Source organism: Modicisalibacter coralii (genome assembly GCF_004117855.1).
Lineage (GTDB): Bacteria > Pseudomonadota > Gammaproteobacteria > Pseudomonadales > Halomonadaceae > Modicisalibacter > Modicisalibacter coralii.
Map to the genome: position 1 here is coordinate 231,707 of NZ_QWBW01000008.1, position 17,719 is coordinate 249,425.

The following is a 17,719-nucleotide window of genomic DNA, read 5'->3' on the forward strand; positions in this document are numbered from 1 at the left end:
TGACGATTTTCGCCACGGCACGACGGCCGTCGGCAAGTCGGCTGTCATGATGGCATAATGCGCTCCTTCGCCTCGACTGGAAGGGATGTCCCCCGATGCTCAAGTGGCTCGCCGTGGTCCTGGTCGCGCTGCTCGGCCTGCTGCAGTACAGCCTGTGGCTGGGTGAGGGCGGGGTGGGCGAACTCGCCCACATCCGCTCGCGCGCCGACGCCATGGCCGATCAGAATCAGACCCTGCGGGCGCGCAACCAGCGTCTGGCCGCCGAGGTCGTCGATCTCAAGAACGGTCTGGATGCGATCGAGGAGCGCGCGCGCAGCGACATCGGCATGGTCCGCCGGGACGAACAGTTCTTCTGGGTGCCCGGCGTCGCGGTGCCCGACGGCGACGCCCCCTCGGGTGAGCGCCAGCCCGAGCCGGATACGGAGAGCGCGCCATGAGCGAGCGTCTCTGGCTGGTGGTGCCGGCGGCCGGTCGCGGCCGGCGCATGGGGGGCGCGTGTCCCAAGCAGTATCTCACCCTGGGCGGGCGCACGATCATGGCCCGGACCCTGTCACGGCTGCACGCGGCCTTTCCCGAGGCCCGCCTGCTGCTCTGCCTGGACAGCGACGACAAGCGCGTCGACGCGGCGACGGTGCCCTTCGCCGGCTGGCGGCGGGTGGACGGTGGTGCCGAGCGCGCCGATACCGTCTCCCGGGCGCTGGCGGCGATCGCCGACGAGGCCGATGCCGAGGACCTGGTGCTGGTCCACGACGTCGCCCGTCCCTGTGTCCATCCCGACGACCTGACGCGGCTGCGCGCGGCGCTCGTCGACGAGCCGGTCGGCGCGCTGCTGGCGGCGCCGGTGGCCGACACCATGAAGCGTGCCGATGGCGTCGGGCGCGTCGCCGCCACCGAGCCCCGCGAGGGCCTGTGGCACGCACTGACCCCGCAGGGCTTCCGCTTCGGCCTGCTGCAGCGCGCCCTGGCGCATGCCCGCCGCGAGGGTCTGGCGGTCACCGACGAGTCCTCGGCCGTCGAGGCACTGGGCCTCTCGCCGCGGCTGGTCGCCGGACGGCGCGACAATCTCAAGATCACCCATCCCGAAGACCTCGGCCTGGCGGCGCTGATTCTCGCCGCCCAGGATGACGAGGCCTCACGGACTCTCGGAGAGACCCCCGCATGATGCGAATCGGCCATGGCTTCGACGTGCACCGCTTCGGCGACGGCGACCATCTGATGATCGGCGGCGTGCGCATCCCCCACGCGCAGGGATTCGTCGCCCATTCCGACGGCGACGTGCTGCTGCACGCGCTGTGCGATGCGTTGCTCGGGGCCTGCGCGCTCGGCGACATCGGCCACCACTTTCCGGACGACGACCCGCGCTGGGCCGGCGCCGACAGTCGCGAGCTGCTGCGCGACGTGCTGGGCCACGTCGCGGCCGCCGGCTATCGGGTGGGCAACGTCGATGCCACGGTGATCGCCCAGGCGCCCAAGCTCGCCGGGCACATCGCGGCGATGCGCGAGACCATCGCCGGCGATCTGGGCGTGACGCGCGACGCGGTCAACGTCAAGGCCACCACCACCGAGCGACTGGGCTTCACCGGGCGTGGCGAGGGCATCGCCGCCGAAGCGGTGGTATTGCTCGAGCGGGAACCGGCGCATGACTGAAGCGCCCGCCATCGCCACGCCGGCCTGGCCCCCCGACTGGCCCCGCGCCCACGGCGCGCCGCTGGCCCCGGGCGACTACCGCGCCGCGGCCGAGGACTTTCTCGTCGAGGAGTGCCTGGGCTTCGAGCCGGAAGGGCAGGGCGAGCACCTGTGGCTGTGGGTGGAGAAGCGCGACCTGACCACCGTCGAGCTGGCGCGGCGGCTGGCCCGCGCCTGTGACGTATCGCCGCGGGACATCGGCTATGCCGGCATGAAGGATCGCCTCGCCGTCACCCGCCAGTGGCTGTCGGTCCACCTGCCGGGGCGCGAGGCGCCCGCCGATCTCGAGACCCGTCTGGGCGACACGCCGGCGCGTGTGCTGGCGATCTCGCGCCATCCGCGCAAGCTCAAGCGCGGCGTGCATCGCGGCAACCGCTTTCGCCTGCGCATCGGCGGGGCGGTCGTCGATCACCCGGGGCTGGCCGAGCGCTGGGCGGTGCTGTGCCGCGAGGGCGTACCCAACTATTTCGGCCCCCAGCGCTTCGGCCCCGAGGGCCGCAATCTGTTCCGGGCGTGTGGCATACTCGCCAGGGGCTGGCGCAAGCGTGACGACCGTCAGGGCGTGCTGTTGTCCTGCGCACGCAGCTACCTGTTCAACGAGCTGCTGGCCAGGCGACTGCGGCAGGGCGACTGGCCCCGGCCCGTGCCGGGCGACGTGATGATGCTCGACGGCACGCGCAGCCAGTTCGTCGCCGACACGGTGGATGACCCGCTGCGTTCGCGGATCGCGCGACTCGACGTCCATCCCACCGGGGTGCTGTGGGGCGAGGGCCGGAGCGTCGCGGCGGATGACGCGGCGGCCTACGAGCGCTGGCTGGTCGAAACGCACCCGGGGCTCTGTGCGGCGCTGACGCGCAGCGGCGTGCGCCTGGCGCGACGGGCGTTGCGGGTGGCGCCCACCGAGGCGTCGCTGGAGGCAGTGGATGACGGCGTGGTGCTGGGCTTCGCGCTGCCGCGCGGGGCCTTTGCCACCGCGGTGTTGCGTGAGTTGATCGCTCACCCGACGCTCTAGGCGCTTTCGACGGCACCGGGCGCCGGGTTGCGGCTACCGCGGCAGCGAATGGACGAGTCTCGACCAACCAGGAGGAACGATGCGCAAACTGCTGCTCTCCAACGACGACGGCGTGCACGCGCCGGGGCTCGCCGCGCTCTATCAGGCGCTCAGCGTCCACGCCCGGCTGCGCGTGGTGGCCCCCGACCGCGACAAGAGCGGTGCCAGCAACTCGCTGACGCTGTCGCGCCCGCTGGCGTTGACCGCCCTCGACAACGGCTTCTACAGCGTCGACGGCACCCCGGCGGACTGCGTCTACCTGGGCGTCAACGGGGTCTGGGACGAGAAGCCCGACCTGGTGATCTCGGGCATCAACCACGGCGGCAACCTGGGCGACGACGTCCTCTATTCGGGGACCGTGGCCGCCGCCATGGAAGGGCGCAACCTGGGCATGCCGGCCATCGCCGTGTCGCTGGTCGGCACCCACCACTTCGAGACCGCCGGGCGCGTCGCCGCCAGCCTGGTGGGCGCGGCGGACTCGCTGTCCCTGCCGCCGCGCAGCCTGCTCAACGTCAACGTGCCCGACCTGCCCTGGGAATCGATCCGCGGCTTCCGGGTCACCCGCATGGGCTATCGCGGTCCGGCGCAGCGCCCGCTGGAGGTCAGGGATCCGCGCGGGCGCGTGCGCTACTGGATCGCCCCGGTCGGCGAGAACGCCGACGACGGGCCGGACACCGATTTCGCCGCGGTCGAGGCGGGTTACGTCTCGATCACCCCGCTGCACACCGATCTGACTCGCCACACGGCGCTGAACGATGTACAAGGCTGGCTGGATGCGCTGTCACGACTCGCATGAACTGAGCGGCATCGGCATGACCTCGCAGCGCACCCGCGACCGCATGGCGGGTCGGCTGGCCGAGGCGGGCATCACCGACGCCCGGGTGCTCGACGTGATGGCCCGCGAACCGCGCCATCTGTTCCTCGACGAGGCGCTGGCGCATCGTGCCTACGAGGACACCTCGCTGCCCATCGGCCACGGTCAGACCCTGTCGCAGCCGTGGATGGTCGCGCGGATGAGCGAGCTGGTGGTGGCCAGCGGGGCACGTCGGGTGCTGGAGATCGGCACCGGCTCCGGCTACCAGACGCTGGTCCTGTCGCGGCTGGTCGAGGCGGTGTGGTCGCTGGAGCGGATCCGGGTCCTGCAGAATCGGGCGCGCATGCGGCTGGCCCGGCTCGGGGTGCGCAACGTGCGCCTGCGACTGACCGACGGCGCTCACGGCTGGCCCGAGGCGGCGCCCTTCGACACCATCCTGCTGACCGCCTGTGCCAGTGAACTTCCCGTCGCTTTGTTGTCGCAATTGAGCGATTCGGGAACCCTGATCGCCCCGCTCGAGGACGCCGACGGCAGCCAGTGGCTGACGCGGGTCGTGCGGCGTGGCGACGGGTACGATCATCAACGCCTCGAGCGCGTGCGTTTCGTGCCATTGCTCGAGGGCGTCATTCGATGAAAGGAATCATATCGGTGAAAGGAGTCGATCGTTGAAGCGAGGGCTGTCGCTGTTCTTCAAGGGCGCGGGCATGGGCGCCGCCGACGCCGTGCCGGGCGTTTCCGGAGGCACCATCGCCTTCGTCACCGGCATCTACGAGGAATTGATCCACTCCATTCGCCGCTTCGGCCCCGACGCCTGGGGCGCCTGGCGCGATGGCGGCTGGCGAGGGCTGGCGATCCACCTCAATCTGAGCTTTCTGCTGCCGCTGCTCGCGGGGATCGCCGCCAGTCTGGTCAGCGTCGCGCACCTGGTCACCTACCTGCTGGCGGCCTACCCGATGCTGCTCAACGCCTTCTTCTTCGGGCTGGTGGTCGCCTCGGCCGTGGTGGTGATGCGCCACATCAGCGGCTGGCGGCTCTGGCACGTACTGCCGCTGGCCATCGGCATGCTGCTCGCCCAATGGCTGCCCGGACTGATGCCGGCGCTGGCGGGGCTGGGCGGGCTCAAGCTGACGGTGGCCGGGGCGATCGCGATCAGCGCCATGCTGCTGCCCGGCGTCTCGGGCAGTTTCCTGCTGCTGACCATGGGCCTCTACGGCACCGTGATGGAGGGCATCAAGGGGCTGGACCTGGTATTGATCGCCCAGTTCGGCATCGGCTGTCTGTTCGGGCTGATGACCTTCTCGCGGGTGCTGTCCTGGCTGTTTCGCCACTATCACGGCGCGACCCTGCAACTGTTGATCGGCTTCATCGTCGGCTCGTTGCCGCAACTCTGGCCCTGGCGGGAGATGACCCGCTATCAGTTGGGGCCCGATCAGCAGGTGATCCCCCTCGACTATCGCTATCTGCTGCCCGGCGACTACACCGCATTGACCGGCCAGCCCGCGCAGATCTGGGCCGTGATGGCGCTGATGGCCGTGGGCCTGGTGCTGGTGCTGGTCGTCAGCGAGCGTTCCACGACCTCTTTCAAGGAGCAATGATCATGCGCAAGGTCTTTCTGATTTCCGCGCTGTCGCTGGCAGTGGCGGGGTGCGCCTCCTCCGGCGGGGCGCCCCAGGTCAATGATCTGTCCATCAGCCGCAACCAGAACCCGCCCCAGACGGTCACCGTGGAAAAGGGCGATACCCTCTACGGCATCGCCTGGCGCAACAACATGGACTTTCGCGAGCTGGCGCGCCTCAACGGCATTACCCCGCCGTATCGCATCCAGCCGGGCGAGACCCTGCGGCTCGACCCCGATGCGGATGTCCGCCAGGCCGCCGGCACGAAGGCCAGCGCCATGGGTAACCAGGCCGCCGTGGCCACGACCGAGGATGGCGCCGCCACGGCGGGGACGCAGAATCCCGACTGGCTGGCGCCGGACAATCAGACGATCCAGCGCAACCAGCGCCTGACCGGCGATCAGCCGGGGGACGCCGGTACGCCCAGCGGCCAGTCGCTGGCGGCGGCCGCGACCGCCGGCGGCAGCGAAGGCCCGGGACCGATCTACAACTACGGCAGCCCGGGCGCCGACGGCTCGCTCAGTGCGCGCGATCGCGCCGAATCCAAGGCGCTCGCCGAGCAGCGGGCCAAGACCCAGGCCGCGCAGGAGGCCGGCGCGGCGGAAGAACCCCGGGGCCAGTCATCGGCGGCGCAGCCGGCCCAGGAAACCGCCCCGACTGACACGGTTTCGTCATCGACGCCGAGCGACAATGCGCCCCAGGCGGGGGATGCCGACAAGACCGGTTCGAACACTCGATCGACCGATGCCGGTACCGCGGTGGCCGGCGGGGCGAGCGCGCCGACGCAGTCGCAGCGCACCTACAAGCCGGTGTCCGACATCCCCTGGCAGTGGCCGGTGGATGGCAAGGTCGTTGGACGTTTTAGTGATGAATCTAACCTCACGGCCGGCATTGATATCGCCGGACAAAAGGGGCAACCTGTCAGAGCGGCCGGGCCCGGAATCGTGGTCTACGCGGGAGACGGCGTCCGCGGCTACGGCAATCTCATCCTCCTCAAGCACAACGATCACTTCCTCAGTGCCTACGCCCACAACGACAGCCTGAGAGTCAAGGAAAACGATGTGGTCAAGGCCGGAGAAGTGATTGCCACGATGGGCAATTCCGATGCCGACAGCGTCAAGTTGCATTTCGAGGTTCGCAAGGATGGCCAACCTCAGGACCCCCTCGATTACCTGCCATCGCGCTGATGAGAGCGGCTTCCGGGCTGACGCCCTGGAGCCGTCCTTCGAGGGGGCGATCGCTAGGGGAGTCGCGTTTCCGCCGTGCCACGCCTCGGCGGTTGGTGGATGACGTGTGCGGGAGCTGACGACTCGCCGATATTCAGGGACGGACGACCGACGCGTTCGGTCGCCCCAGACAGGTCGATAACAATAACTACGAGCCGGTCAACGGCTGCATTTTCGAGCAGCAGACTAACGGGGTAGCGATATGAGCATGCTTGAACGGGACCTTCAGGATGTGGATCTCAATGAAACCGACGACGGTGTCGAGGTCATTGACGATTCGGCGGATACCAAGGAAGAGGAAGCCTTCGAAAAGGCGCTGAACCGCGAGGAGAACAACTACCACCAGAGTCTGGATGCTACCCAGATCTATCTCAACGAGATCGGGTTCTCCCCCCTGCTGACGCCGGAAGAGGAAGTCCATTTCGGGCGTCTCGCCCAGAAGGGCGATCCGGCCGGACGCCAGCGAATGATCGAGTCCAACCTGCGACTGGTGGTCAAGATCGCCCGGCGCTATCTGAATCGCGGCCTGTCGCTGCTGGATTTGATCGAGGAGGGCAATCTCGGCCTGATCCGGGCGGTCGAGAAGTTCGATCCCGAGCGTGGGTTCCGTTTCTCCACCTACGCGACCTGGTGGATTCGCCAGACCATCGAGCGGGCGCTGATGAACCAGACGCGCACCATCCGCTTGCCGATCCACGTGGTCAAGGAACTCAACATCTACCTGCGCGCGGCACGGGAGTTGACCCAGAAGCTCGATCACGAGGCGACCGCCGAGGAGATCGCCGAATTCCTCGACAAGCCGGTGAACACGGTCAAGAAGATGCTGGGGCTCAACGAACGTATCTCCTCGGTCGACTATCCGCTGGGCGGCGAGAGCGACAAGCCGCTGATCGAGACCCTGGCCGACGAGAATGAAAGCGGTCCCGAGTCCTCGCTGGTGGATGTCGACGTCAAGCAGCACGTCGACGACTGGCTGGCCGAGTTGACCGACAAGCAGATGGAAGTGGTGATCCGCCGCTTCGGGCTGCGCGGGCACGAGGCGGCGACCCTGGAGGAGGTCGGCGAGGAGATCGGCCTGACCCGGGAGCGGGTGCGTCAGATCCAGGTCGAGGCGCTGAAGAAGCTGCGGCGCGTGCTCGAGAAGCAGGGCCTCTCGCTGGACGCCATATTCGAGTGAGACGGCTTCCGCGAGGTCGTACCAGCGCGCCAGGCGCGGGTATCTTTTAGACAGCGCACAACGCGGGCCGAGCGCCCGCGTTCGTCGTTGGGGCCTATACTCGGTTTTGCATTTGATTCGCAAGCTAACATGCGGCATCGTATGTATAATGCCTGCATCCCTGCTTGCCCGTAGAAAGGAAAATTCGATGTCGTCTCGAAACGCTATCCTGGCGGGTGCCCGCCGCGTACCGGGCGCTCGTTTGCGCCTCCTGCCGTTGCTGGTGGCCGCCGCGCTGTCCTCCCAGGCCCAGGCCGCCGATCTGTGGTCGATCGCCCGCGACGCCCTCGACAACAACGCCGATCTGGCGTCCTCCCGCGCCACCTACCAGAGCGTCGAGGAAGCCCGCAACGTCGAGCGTGGCGACCTGCTGCCGCAGATCGACGCCACCGCCAACGCCGCCAACCATCGAACCTTCGAGAGTCAGTCGAGTGCCGCGGGTGGTGGCGGCGGCGCCGCTGGCGGGATCAGCGACGACGACTACAACTCGGCGAGCATCGGTGTCGAGGCGACCCAGGCCTTGTTCGACGCCACCAACTGGTATCAGCTCAAGCGCAGCGAGAACCAGATCGACCAGCAGGCATTGACGCTGGAACAGACCCGTCAGCAGACGCTCTACGACGTCGCCAACGCCTATTTCCAGATCCTCCAGGCGCGCGACATCCTCGCCGCGCGAGTCGCCCAGGAAAAGGCCATCGGCCGCCAGCTCGAGCAGGCCAAGGAACAGTTCCAGGTAGGCCTGATCGCGATCACCGACGTCCACGAGGCGCAGGCGTCCTTTGACCTGGCCCGTGCCCAGCGCATCGCCGCCGAGAGCGACCTGCAGGTCAGCTTCGAGGCCCTCGAGCGCCTTACCGGCAAGCGCTACGACTCCATCGAAGGGCTGTCCGACGACCTGCCCATCGAATCGCCCGAGCCCGGCAACCGTAACGCCTGGGTCTCGCTGGCCATGGAGAACAACCCCACCCTGCTGGCGACCCGCGAGGGCATCGACATCGCCCAGGACAGCGTCGACATCGCCCGCTCCGGGCACCTGCCGACCCTCGGCGCCTATGCCGACTACAACTACTCGGACAACGACGTCGATTACCTCGAGGGCCACAATTCCGGGGCGGAAATCGGCCTGCGCGCCAACCTGCCGATCTTCCACGGTGGCAGCACCAGCGCCCAGGTCCGCAGCAACAGCTATCAGCTCGAGGCCGCCCAGTACGACTTCGAGTCGCAACGCCGTCAGACCACCCAGCAGGTGCGTTCGCTCTATACCCAGGTGGTCAACGACGTGCAGAGCGTCGAGGCCCAGCGTCAGGCGATCGTCTCCAACCGCAGTGCTCTCGAGGCGACCCGCTCCGGTTACGAGGTGGGCACGCGCAACATCGTCGACGTGCTGCAGGCCGAGCAGAACCTCTACGACGCCCAGGCCAGCTACGCCGAATCGCGCTACACCTACGTCACCGACCTGCTCGCGCTGCGTCGCGAATCGGGGATCCTCGACATCGGCGCGCTGCGCACGCTCAACGACTGGCTCAAGGCCGACCAGACCGTGCGCCTCAACCTCCCCGAAGGGGCGGGCAGTGACGACGCCATGATGGATATCGGCGAGCCGCCGGTGCCGCCCTCCGAGCAATAACGGCGTTTCCCGCCGGCATTCCGGAAGACGTACCGCCAAGGCGTGTGAAACCAGTGGGTATTGCTGGTTTTGCGCGCCTTTTTGGTGGTTCCTTGGGTGAAATCGCCGGGCGTTTTGCCAATAATGGGCTTTTCATTCAGGGAGTCACCGACCATGGCCCGGCCGCTGGAAGCCGTCATCGATCTCGAGGCGTTGCGCCACAACTATCGTCTGGCCCGGGATCTCGCCCCGGCGAGCCGGGCGCTCGCCGTGATCAAGGCCGATGCCTACGGGCACGGCGCGGTGGCCTGCGCGCAAGCGCTCGAGGGTCTGGCGCCGGCCTTCGCCGTGGCCTGCCTCGAGGAGGCCGAGCGGCTGCGCGAGGCGGGAATCGCCACGCCGATCGTACTGCTCGAGGGGATCTTCTCCGCCGACGAGCTGGCGCGCGTCGACGCGCTGGGCCTGTGGACCGCGGTGCACAGCGACTGGCAGGTCGAGGCGCTGCTCGCTCATCGCCCGCGTCGCCCCATCCCCACCTGGCTCAAGGTGGATACCGGCATGCATCGGTTGGGCTTTGCGCCCGAACGCGCTGCGGCGGTCTGGGAACGCCTGGCTGCCGCGCCGGCGCACGTCACCGACCTGCATCTGATGACCCATTTCGCCACCGCCGATGCCCTCGACCCCGACTATTTCGCCCGCCAGATGCGGGACGTCGACGGCCTGGCCGAGCGGCTCGGCGCGCCGACCTGCCTGGCCAACTCCCCCGCCACGCTGGCCTGGCCCCGGGCGCATGGCGCCTGGAACCGGCCCGGGGTGATGCTCTACGGCAGCAATCCGCTCGAGGGCGACAACGACGCCGCCCGGGAGCTGCAGCCGGTGATGACCCTGCGCTCGCAGATCATTGCCGTGCGCGAGATCGAACGCGGCGAACCGGTCGGCTATGGAGGGCGCTGGGTCGCGCCGCGGCGCTCGAGGATCGGCGTGATCGCGGTGGGCTACGGCGACGGTTACGACCGTCACGCCGCCGACGGCACGCCGGTACTGGTCGACGGGCAGCGCTGCGGCCTGGCCGGCAAGGTGTCGATGGACATGGCGACCGTCGATCTCACCGACCTGCCCGAGGCGGGCATCGGCAGCCGAGTGGTATTGTGGGGCCGCGACGACGGCGGCGAGGTGCTGTCGGTGGACGAGGTCGCCACCCACTGCGACACCATCAGCTACACGCTGCTGACCGGCATCCTGCCGCGCGTGCCGCGCCACTATCGGGCAGTATGAAAACCCAGCGCGGCGGGCGGTGCTGGCCCCGGCAGCGGGGCCGTGGGGCTGGTTCATCGCGAACGAGTTCGCTCCCACAGTAGCCAGCCAACCTGGCGGGAGGGCGCTTGTTCCCGACGCCATCCCGCTGCGCTGACGCCTCCCGTCTCGATGGGTAAACTAGGCCTTTTTCCAGCAGGACATCCGCGTTTCCATGACCGATTCCACGTCACCGCCGTCGTTCGCCCACCCGCGTTACTGGCCCACCTGGCTGGCCATCGGCCTGATGCGTCTCGGCGCCTGGCTGCCGTGGCGGCTCAAGCTCGCGGTGGGGCGGACGATCGGCTGGCTGGCCTGGCGCTTCGGCAAGCGGCGCCGGCAGATCACCGAGACCAATCTGCGGCTGTGCTTTCCCGAACTGAGCGAGGCCGAGCGCGATCGGCTGGTCAAGCGCACCTTCCTCGCCAACGGCATCGGCATCCTCGAGACGGCCACCGGCTGGTGTCGCGATCCCGAGCATTTGCGTCACCGGGTCACCTTTCGCGGCGAGGAGCACATGCACCAGGCGCTGGCCCGTGGCAAGGGCGCGCTGATCATCGGTATCCATTTCTCGACGCTCGATCTCGGCGGGGCGCTGCATTCGCTGTATTTCCCGGCCGACGTGGTCTATCGCCCCCACGACAACCCGCTCTTCGAGCGCTTCATGACCCGGGCGCGTTCGCACATCTTCGGCCGCGCCATCGATCGTCGCGATCTGCGTGGCGTGGTGCGACGCATCAAGGCCGGCCACGCGGTGTGGTATTCGCCGGATCAGGACTTCGGTCGCGAGGCCAGCGTCTTCGCGCCGTTCTTCGGCGTCGAGGCGGCGACCATCAAGCTCACCGCCAAGATCGCGCGGATGACCGGCGCCCCGGTGATGCCGCTGATTTTCCACCGCAATCCGGACGATCGCACCTACACCCTGGAGTACCTGCCGGCGCTGGAAGACTTTCCCAGTGGTGACGAAGTCGCCGACGCCACGCGCATCAACGCGGTGATCGAGGCGGCGATCCGTCGTCATCCCGAGCAGTATCTTTGGCTGCACCGCCGCTTCAAGACCCGGCCGCGCGGCGAGGCCAAGTTCTACTGAAACGCCCATCGCCTTGACGTATCGGTATTTCCTGACGATTCTCATGTAGCGTGACCGGCCCTTTCGGTCACAGGGATCATCCACTCGCTACAAGGACGAACGAGCATGCTCAACTACGCGATCATCTTCCTGGTCATTGCCATCATCGCCGCCGTGCTGGGCTTCGGGGGTATCGCCGGCGCCGCCGCCACCATCGCCAAGGTCCTGTTCTTCGTGTTCCTGATCCTGTTCATCGTGTCGCTGATCCGCAGCCGGCGCTGACTGGCCTCACTCGGAGGGTGCCGACAACAAGGCCGGCAAGACCAGTCGATGGTCGCCGGCCTGCAGCCTTGTCGTGATGAAGTGACGGTCCAGCGCGTCCTTGGCGGCCGTTTCGAGAGCCAGGACGACGCGGTCCGCATGGGCCTGAATGGCCGCATGCTCCTTGTCTTCCGCAAACAGCGACAAGGTTTTCAAGGCCTTGAGCAGGGCGAGGCAGATACTCACGTCATCGCGACCGTAATGGAGGATCGGTGAGAACAGCCGGTACAGCAGGCTGTCGAAGGACTCGATCTCCCAGGTGACGAGCGCACGCCCCTCGGCGTTGGTCAGGGTATTGCAGGGCACCAGTTTCAGGCGCCGGCAGAGCAGTTCGGTCAGTTGATGAAGACATAGCCGGGCTGTCCCGGGGTCATTGATGCCGGGCGACAGTGCCTTGATGGCAATCTCCATCAGTTGTGTCAGACCATTGATATACAGATCCTTGACCGACTCCCCCTGCACATAGACAAGCTCGCCGAGCACCGCTTCGTCGAAGGCCTCGGAAGGCTGGGCGATATCGATCCGGAACAGTGGAAACGCCTCGACGGTGTAGTCGCCGAAGGTGAAGTTGAGGTGGATGCACGCGCCATGGCGATCGGCGAGCTTGGCAAGGGCCTCGAGATCGGCGTTCTGGATATAGCCGCTCTGGCGTGCCTGTATCCAGTGCCCGTGCGTGGCGACCGGCAGTCGCTCGCGATACTGCCAGTGCGATCTTTCCTGCAGTGTCTCCAATCGCTGGAGGGAATGGCGCGTGGCCTGGTGCAGGCCCTGCAGGATGGCATTGATCTGCACCGACTGTGACGCGTTGTGGATGAAATACACGAACAGCGCCAGGCAGTGGATGACCATGGCCACACCCAGATAGGTCCCCATGGAGCGCCACAGGCTCGGCGTTTCTCCCTTGAAGGGCACCATCAGCAGAATCAGGATGAACAGAATGGTGCCGAGATAATGGCCCAGTACGCGCTGATGGTGGCGTTCGGTGATCAGGCCGAACACCAGCTTGTGGGAAAAGTTGCCCCCGGCCTGGGAGAGCACCGTCATGACCATCGAGAAGCTGAACACCATCATCGAGATCATGCCGGCGATGAGTGTCGAGAGCAGGGCGCGGGCGGTCTCCGGCTCCTTGAAGCCAAGCCATTCCAGGGCTTCGGGCAAGGCGGCCTCCGGCACCCTGGGGCCCACCGCGATGACCCCCAGCACCAGATAGATCAGGGCCAGCTGGCTCGGCAGGTAGGCGATGCTCTGTCGGAAGCGCATGAAGAGCCTGAAGGGCCCGGTGAGCATGGCATGCATCGGTACGTCCTTGCGGTAAGGGGCGGCCTGGTGGTGCCTCGTGGGCCCCCCGGCCAGTCAAAAAAGGCCCCGACGCGATGCGCCGGGGCCTGTTTCTCGGGGTCGAGCGTCTCTCAGGCGTCGATGCGCTTGTACTTCATGCGGTGCGGCGTGTCGTTGCCCACGCGCTTCTTGTGGTCGGCCTCGTAGTCGCTGTAGTTGCCCTCGAAGAACACCACCTCTGATTCGCCCTCGTAGGCGAGGATGTGGGTGGCGATACGGTCGAGGAACCAGCGATCGTGCGAGATCACCAGGGCGCAGCCGGGGAAGGCCAGCAGGGCCTCCTCGAGGGCGCGCAGGGTCTCGATGTCGAGATCGTTGGAGGGTTCGTCGAGCAGCAGCACATTGGCGCCCTGCTTGAGGGTCTGGGCCAGCTGCAGGCGACCGCGCTCGCCGCCAGAGAGATCCGCCAGGCGCTTCTGCTGGTCGTTGCCCTTGAAGTTGAAGCGGCCCACGTAGGCCCGCGACGACACCTCGTAGCCGTTGATGTTGAGGATGTCCTGGCCGTCGGACACCGCCTCCCAGACGGTCTGCTTGTTGTCGAGGGCGTCACGCAACTGCTCGACGTAGGCGATATCGACGGTGTCACCGATCACCACCTCGCCGCTGTCCGGCTGCTCGCTGCCGTTGATCATGCGGAACAGCGAGGACTTGCCGGCGCCGTTGCCGCCGATGATGCCGACGATCGCCCCCTTGGGGATCTGGAACGACAGGTTCTCGAACAGCAGCTTGTCGCCGTAACGCTTGGTGACGTCATGCAGCTCGATCACCTTGTCGCCGAGCCGCGGGCCGGGCGGAATGTAGATCTCGTTGGTTTCGTTGCGCTTCTGGAAATCGCCGGACTGCATCTCCTCGAAGCGGTTGAGGCGCGCCTTGCTCTTGGCCTGGCGGCCCTTGGCATTGCTGCGTACCCACTCGAGCTCCTGCTTGATCGCCTTCTGGCGGGAGGCTTCCTGCTTGGCTTCCTGCTCGAGGCGCTTCTCCTTGGCTTCCAGCCAGTTGGAGTAGTTGCCCTCGAAGGGGATGCCCTGGCCGCGGTCGAGCTCGAGGATCCAGCCGGCGACATTGTCGAGGAAGTAGCGGTCGTGGGTGATCGCCACCACGGTGCCGGGGTAGTCGTGGAGGAAGCGCTCCAGCCAGGCCACCGATTCGGCGTCGAGGTGGTTGGTCGGCTCGTCGAGCAGCAGCATGTCGGGGTTGGACAGCAGCAGCCGGCAGAGTGCCACGCGGCGGCGCTCGCCCCCGGAGAGCACGCCCACGTTGGCGTCCCAGGGCGGCAGGCGCAGCGCTTCGGCGGCGACCTCGAGCTTGCGCTCCAGGTTATGGGCATCGGCGGCTTCGATCAGGTTCTCCAGGCGTGCCTGCTCGGCGGCCAGGGCGTCGAAGTCGGCGTCGGGCTCGGCGTAGGCGGCATAGACGCCATCCAGCTTTTCCTGGGCGTCCTTGATGGCGCTGACCGCTTCCTCGACGGTCTCGCGCACGCTCTTGCTGTCGTCGAGTTCCGGTTCCTGCGGCAGATAGCCGATGTTGAGTCCCGGCATCGGCCGGGCCTCGCCGGTGTATTCGGTGTCGACACCGGCCATGATCCGCAGCAGCGTCGACTTGCCCGCGCCGTTCAGGCCGAGCACGCCGATCTTCGCGCCGGGGAAGAAGGACAGCGAGATATCCTTGAGGATCTCGCGCTTGGGGGGCACGACCTTGCCCACCCGATTCATGGTGAAGACGTATTGCGCCATGGAAATCCGGTCAGTTGGGGATGAACGATGGTCCCCGATGATAGTGGGGGCAAACCGGAAAGGCCAGTGGTGGCTCGGGGAGGCATCCGCTGCCGCCCCGGTCCGGGAGGATTACTCCTCCTCTTCTTCCTCGTCGTCGACGAGCCAGTCGTCCTCGATGGCGCGTTTCAGGCGGCGCTCCTCGAGCAGTGCCTCGACCTGACGGCGGACCCGCAGCGTATCGCCGCGGCTGGCACGCGGACGGGAAAAGTGCTCGTCGTTGACGGCGTCCAGGAATTCCTGTTCTTCGATGAAGGATTCACGGCTCATGATGACCTCCCATGACCGCCGGGCTAGCGGAATGACATCTCGATGATGCCTGCTCGCTATATAGCGTCAGTCGCCGCTGGGTACAAGAGGGGAGGGCTATTTAATTCAGGGGGCGGCGAGGCCCCCTGAACGTCGGTCAGCCGGCGTCGCGCCCGCTTTTGAGTGCCTCGAGTTCGTCGAGTGTCTCGACGAGCTGGGTGACGTCCTTCTGAACGCCGATGAAGTAGGTCAACTGGTCCTGCTCGTCGAACATCGGGGTGATCGACAGCTCGTTGTAGAACAGCGAGCCGTCCTTGCGGTAGTTGCGCAGGATCTCGCGGCAGGGGCGTCTTGCCGCCAGCGCCTCGCGGATGCGCCCCAGCGCCGGCTGGTCGCGGTCGTCGCTCTGCAGGAAGCGACAGTCACGGTAGAGGATCTCATCGGCGCTGTAGCCGGTGAGCCGCTCGAACCCCTGGTTGACGTAGATCAGGATGTTCTCGTCGCCCTCCTGCTCGGCGACCACGATGCCATCGGCCGAGGCATCGACGATCCGTTCGAGCAGTCTGGCGTCGATCATCGGGGGTCTTTTCATGCGTGGTGCTGTCCTTGGGCTGCTGGCGGGGGCGACTCGCCCCGATTCGAGTTTTTCACAATCATGGGCATAGCGCCGCGCGATTTCAACGCGCCAGGCTCGCCGACGCCGCTCTCTCAGGCGGCTTCGACCTCGGGCAGACGATGCGCGCAGAGACCAGCGGCCAGCGCGCACAGTGCCAGGATCGTCAGCAGGCCGTCGCTGCCCAGCCACTGGGCCAGCACGCCGAAGAGGCCGCCGACGATCAGCATCAGCACGCCGGTCAGGGTGTTGGACAGGGCCACGTAGAGCGCCCGGTTCTCGGCGCCGGCGAGATCGACCACATAGGTCTTGCGGCCCAGGCGGACCCCGTCGTGGGCGATCACCAGCGCCCCGTAGGCCAGGGCATAGGGCCACACCGTCTCGCTCCACGCCCCCGGCGCCCAGGCGATCGCCGCGGCGGCCAGGCAGCACACGGCGGCGCCCAGCCCGGCGTCGCGCATCACCTGCCGGCTCGAGGCATCGGCGCGCTTGCCCCACACCGGGCTGGCCAGCATCCCGGCGATACCCGAAACCACGATCAGCACGCCCAGGCCGCCCAGGTCGGTACCGCTCTGGCGCTGGCCGAGCAGGGCGATGTAGGGCAGCGCCAGGGCGCTCGACAGCAGCAGTGCGCGGGCCAGGTTGAACTGCAGGAAGGCGCGATCCTGACGCAGCCGGGCGATGCCCTCGCCGAGACTCTTCCAGGCGTTCTTGCCGCCCTCGGTGGCGCCGGGTTCCTCGCGAATCATCGCCGCCGCGGCGGCGTTCACCAGCCAGCCCAGGGCGGCGATCGCCAGCAGCACGGCCAGCGCGGTCTGGCTGGGTCGGTCGTCGAACAGCATCAGTACCGCCCCGGCCAACAGCGTGACGCCACCGGCAACGCTGCCGCTCCAGCCCATCAGGTTGCCGCGGCGCTGCTTGGCGATGGTCTTGCCCATCACGTCCTTGGTGGCGATGGAGGACAGTCCGCGAGCCAGTGACAGGGCGACCAGCACCGCCAGCACCAGCGCCCCGCCGAGTCCGCCCCGGCCGAGCAGTGCCAACACGGCGAGCAGGGCCGCGCAGAAGGCCTGGAGCAAGGCGCCGATCACCCAGATCCACTTGCGCTGGGGTAGGCCCCGGGCGACACCGGCGATCAGCACCTGCGGCAGCAGGGCGCCGGCCTCGCGGATCGGCACCAGCAGGCCGACCATCCACACCGGGGCGCCGATCGCCCCCAGCAGCCAGGGCAGCACCAGTCTGGCGCTGGCCAGTTCGTCGGCCAGCTTGTTGCCGAGCGACGCCAGCAGGTGGCGAAAGAAGTTGCCCGGCTGCTCCTGGCAGGCCGTGTCGGAAATGTCCTTGCACATCCGGCTGTCTTCGTCGCCGGTCAGCCATTCGTAGAGGCGGGTCTGGCTGATGGGGGGTTCTGCCATGTCACGGTTCCCTCGTCCAAAGGATTCGTCGCGTCGTGGACGACGCTTGTTATCATCGGGCCATCGATCACACGGGAGTGCCACCATGGCCAGAATCCGCATCCATTATTGCACGCAATGCCACTGGCTTCTGCGCGCGGCCTGGTATGCCCAGGAACTGCTGTCCACCTTCGGCGAGGATCTCGAGGAAGTCGCGCTGGCGCCCAGCCATGGCGGGCATTTCGAGGTCCTCTACGACGACGCGACGCTCTGGGAGCGCAAGCGCGACGGCGGCTTCCCCGACATCAAGGAACTCAAGCGCCGGGTTCGCGACCGGCTCGATCCCGAGCGGGATCTGGGGCATACGGATCGAATCAAAAGCTGACAGCTGTAAGCGTTGAGCGGTAAGAAAACGCCAAAACCCTAGGTTCGATTCTCTCCAAGCTGTTTGCAAT

General features: G+C 67.3%; 19 protein-coding genes. 14 read left to right on the plus strand and 5 right to left on the minus strand.

Going from position 1 to position 17,719, the window contains the following annotated elements; genetic code table 11:
• Positions 1–95 precede the first annotated feature (95 nt).
• The 13 genes from ftsB to D0901_RS04620 all read left to right on the plus strand — a co-directional run bounded on the left by ftsB (position 96) and on the right by D0901_RS04620 (position 11,859).
• Positions 96–437 carry a cell division protein FtsB gene (gene ftsB / locus D0901_RS04560; protein WP_129139112.1) on the plus strand — a complete coding sequence of 114 codons (342 nt, stop codon included), beginning with the start codon at positions 96–98 and terminating at the stop codon, positions 435–437.
• Positions 434–1,162, plus strand: coding sequence for a 2-C-methyl-D-erythritol 4-phosphate cytidylyltransferase (ispD, locus tag D0901_RS04565; protein WP_129139113.1), 729 nt, complete (start codon positions 434–436; stop codon positions 1,160–1,162). The genes ftsB and ispD overlap by 4 nt, the downstream gene beginning before the upstream one ends.
• Positions 1,162–1,647 carry a 2-C-methyl-D-erythritol 2,4-cyclodiphosphate synthase gene (gene ispF, locus D0901_RS04570; protein WP_129139192.1) on the plus strand — a complete coding sequence of 162 codons (486 nt, stop codon included), beginning with the start codon at positions 1,162–1,164 and terminating at the stop codon, positions 1,645–1,647. The genes ispD and ispF overlap by 1 nt, the downstream gene beginning before the upstream one ends.
• Positions 1,640–2,698, plus strand: coding sequence for a tRNA pseudouridine(13) synthase TruD (gene truD, locus D0901_RS04575; protein ID WP_129139114.1), 1,059 nt, complete (start codon positions 1,640–1,642; stop codon positions 2,696–2,698). The genes ispF and truD overlap by 8 nt, the downstream gene beginning before the upstream one ends.
• A 79-nt stretch (positions 2,699–2,777) precedes the next feature.
• Positions 2,778–3,533 carry a 5'/3'-nucleotidase SurE gene (surE, locus tag D0901_RS04580; RefSeq protein WP_129139115.1) on the plus strand — a complete coding sequence of 252 codons (756 nt, stop codon included), beginning with the start codon at positions 2,778–2,780 and terminating at the stop codon, positions 3,531–3,533.
• Positions 3,493–4,185: a protein-L-isoaspartate(D-aspartate) O-methyltransferase gene (locus D0901_RS04585; RefSeq protein ID WP_233440352.1), complete on the plus strand. Its 693-nt coding sequence runs from the start codon at positions 3,493–3,495 to the stop codon at positions 4,183–4,185. The genes surE and D0901_RS04585 overlap by 41 nt, the downstream gene beginning before the upstream one ends.
• Before the next feature lie 31 nt (positions 4,186–4,216).
• Positions 4,217–5,146 (plus strand): DUF368 domain-containing protein, encoded by a 930-nt coding sequence (locus D0901_RS04590; protein ID WP_129139116.1) that lies wholly within the window; start codon positions 4,217–4,219, stop codon positions 5,144–5,146.
• Positions 5,147–5,148: 2 nt separating this feature from the next.
• Entirely contained in the window at positions 5,149–6,354 is a 1,206-nt protein-coding gene (locus D0901_RS04595; protein WP_129139117.1) for a peptidoglycan DD-metalloendopeptidase family protein, read from the plus strand.
• 241 nt (positions 6,355–6,595) lie between these two features.
• Positions 6,596–7,570, plus strand: a complete 975-nt coding sequence (rpoS, locus tag D0901_RS04600; RefSeq protein ID WP_129139118.1) for an RNA polymerase sigma factor RpoS — start codon at positions 6,596–6,598, stop codon at positions 7,568–7,570.
• Positions 7,571–7,757: 187 nt separating this feature from the next.
• Positions 7,758–9,236 (plus strand): TolC family outer membrane protein, encoded by a 1,479-nt coding sequence (locus tag D0901_RS04605; RefSeq protein ID WP_129139119.1) that lies wholly within the window; start codon positions 7,758–7,760, stop codon positions 9,234–9,236.
• Between the two features lie 153 nt (positions 9,237–9,389).
• Positions 9,390–10,490, plus strand: a complete 1,101-nt coding sequence (alr, locus tag D0901_RS04610) for an alanine racemase (protein WP_129139120.1) — start codon at positions 9,390–9,392, stop codon at positions 10,488–10,490.
• Between the two features lie 193 nt (positions 10,491–10,683).
• Positions 10,684–11,598 (plus strand): LpxL/LpxP family Kdo(2)-lipid IV(A) lauroyl/palmitoleoyl acyltransferase, encoded by a 915-nt coding sequence (lpxL, locus tag D0901_RS04615; protein WP_129139121.1) that lies wholly within the window; start codon positions 10,684–10,686, stop codon positions 11,596–11,598.
• 105 nt (positions 11,599–11,703) lie between these two features.
• Positions 11,704–11,859, plus strand: a complete 156-nt coding sequence (locus D0901_RS04620) for a DUF1328 domain-containing protein (protein ID WP_129139122.1) — start codon at positions 11,704–11,706, stop codon at positions 11,857–11,859.
• A 6-nt stretch (positions 11,860–11,865) separates the two neighbouring features.
• Here D0901_RS04620 and D0901_RS04625 read toward each other — a convergent pair whose 3' ends face one another.
• The 5 genes from D0901_RS04625 to D0901_RS04645 form a co-directional block, all read right to left on the minus strand.
• Positions 11,866–13,194 carry a DUF2254 domain-containing protein gene (locus tag D0901_RS04625; protein WP_129139123.1) on the minus strand — a complete coding sequence of 443 codons (1,329 nt, stop codon included), beginning with the start codon at positions 13,192–13,194 and terminating at the stop codon, positions 11,866–11,868.
• 113 nt (positions 13,195–13,307) lie between these two features.
• Positions 13,308–14,969: an energy-dependent translational throttle protein EttA gene (ettA, locus tag D0901_RS04630; RefSeq protein ID WP_129139124.1), complete on the minus strand. Its 1,662-nt coding sequence runs from the start codon at positions 14,967–14,969 to the stop codon at positions 13,308–13,310.
• Between the two features lie 111 nt (positions 14,970–15,080).
• Positions 15,081–15,278 carry a PA3496 family putative envelope integrity protein gene (locus tag D0901_RS04635; protein WP_129139125.1) on the minus strand — a complete coding sequence of 66 codons (198 nt, stop codon included), beginning with the start codon at positions 15,276–15,278 and terminating at the stop codon, positions 15,081–15,083.
• Positions 15,279–15,414: 136 nt separating this feature from the next.
• Positions 15,415–15,849, minus strand: coding sequence for a PAS domain-containing protein (locus D0901_RS04640; RefSeq protein ID WP_129139126.1), 435 nt, complete (start codon positions 15,847–15,849; stop codon positions 15,415–15,417).
• Positions 15,850–15,965: 116 nt separating this feature from the next.
• Positions 15,966–17,285, minus strand: coding sequence for an MFS transporter (locus D0901_RS04645; RefSeq protein ID WP_129139127.1), 1,320 nt, complete (start codon positions 17,283–17,285; stop codon positions 15,966–15,968).
• An 85-nt stretch (positions 17,286–17,370) separates the two neighbouring features.
• Between D0901_RS04645 and D0901_RS04650 the strand changes: the two genes are divergently transcribed.
• Positions 17,371–17,649: an Rdx family protein gene (locus D0901_RS04650; protein ID WP_129139128.1), complete on the plus strand. Its 279-nt coding sequence runs from the start codon at positions 17,371–17,373 to the stop codon at positions 17,647–17,649.
• The last annotated feature ends 70 nt before the right edge of the window (positions 17,650–17,719 follow it).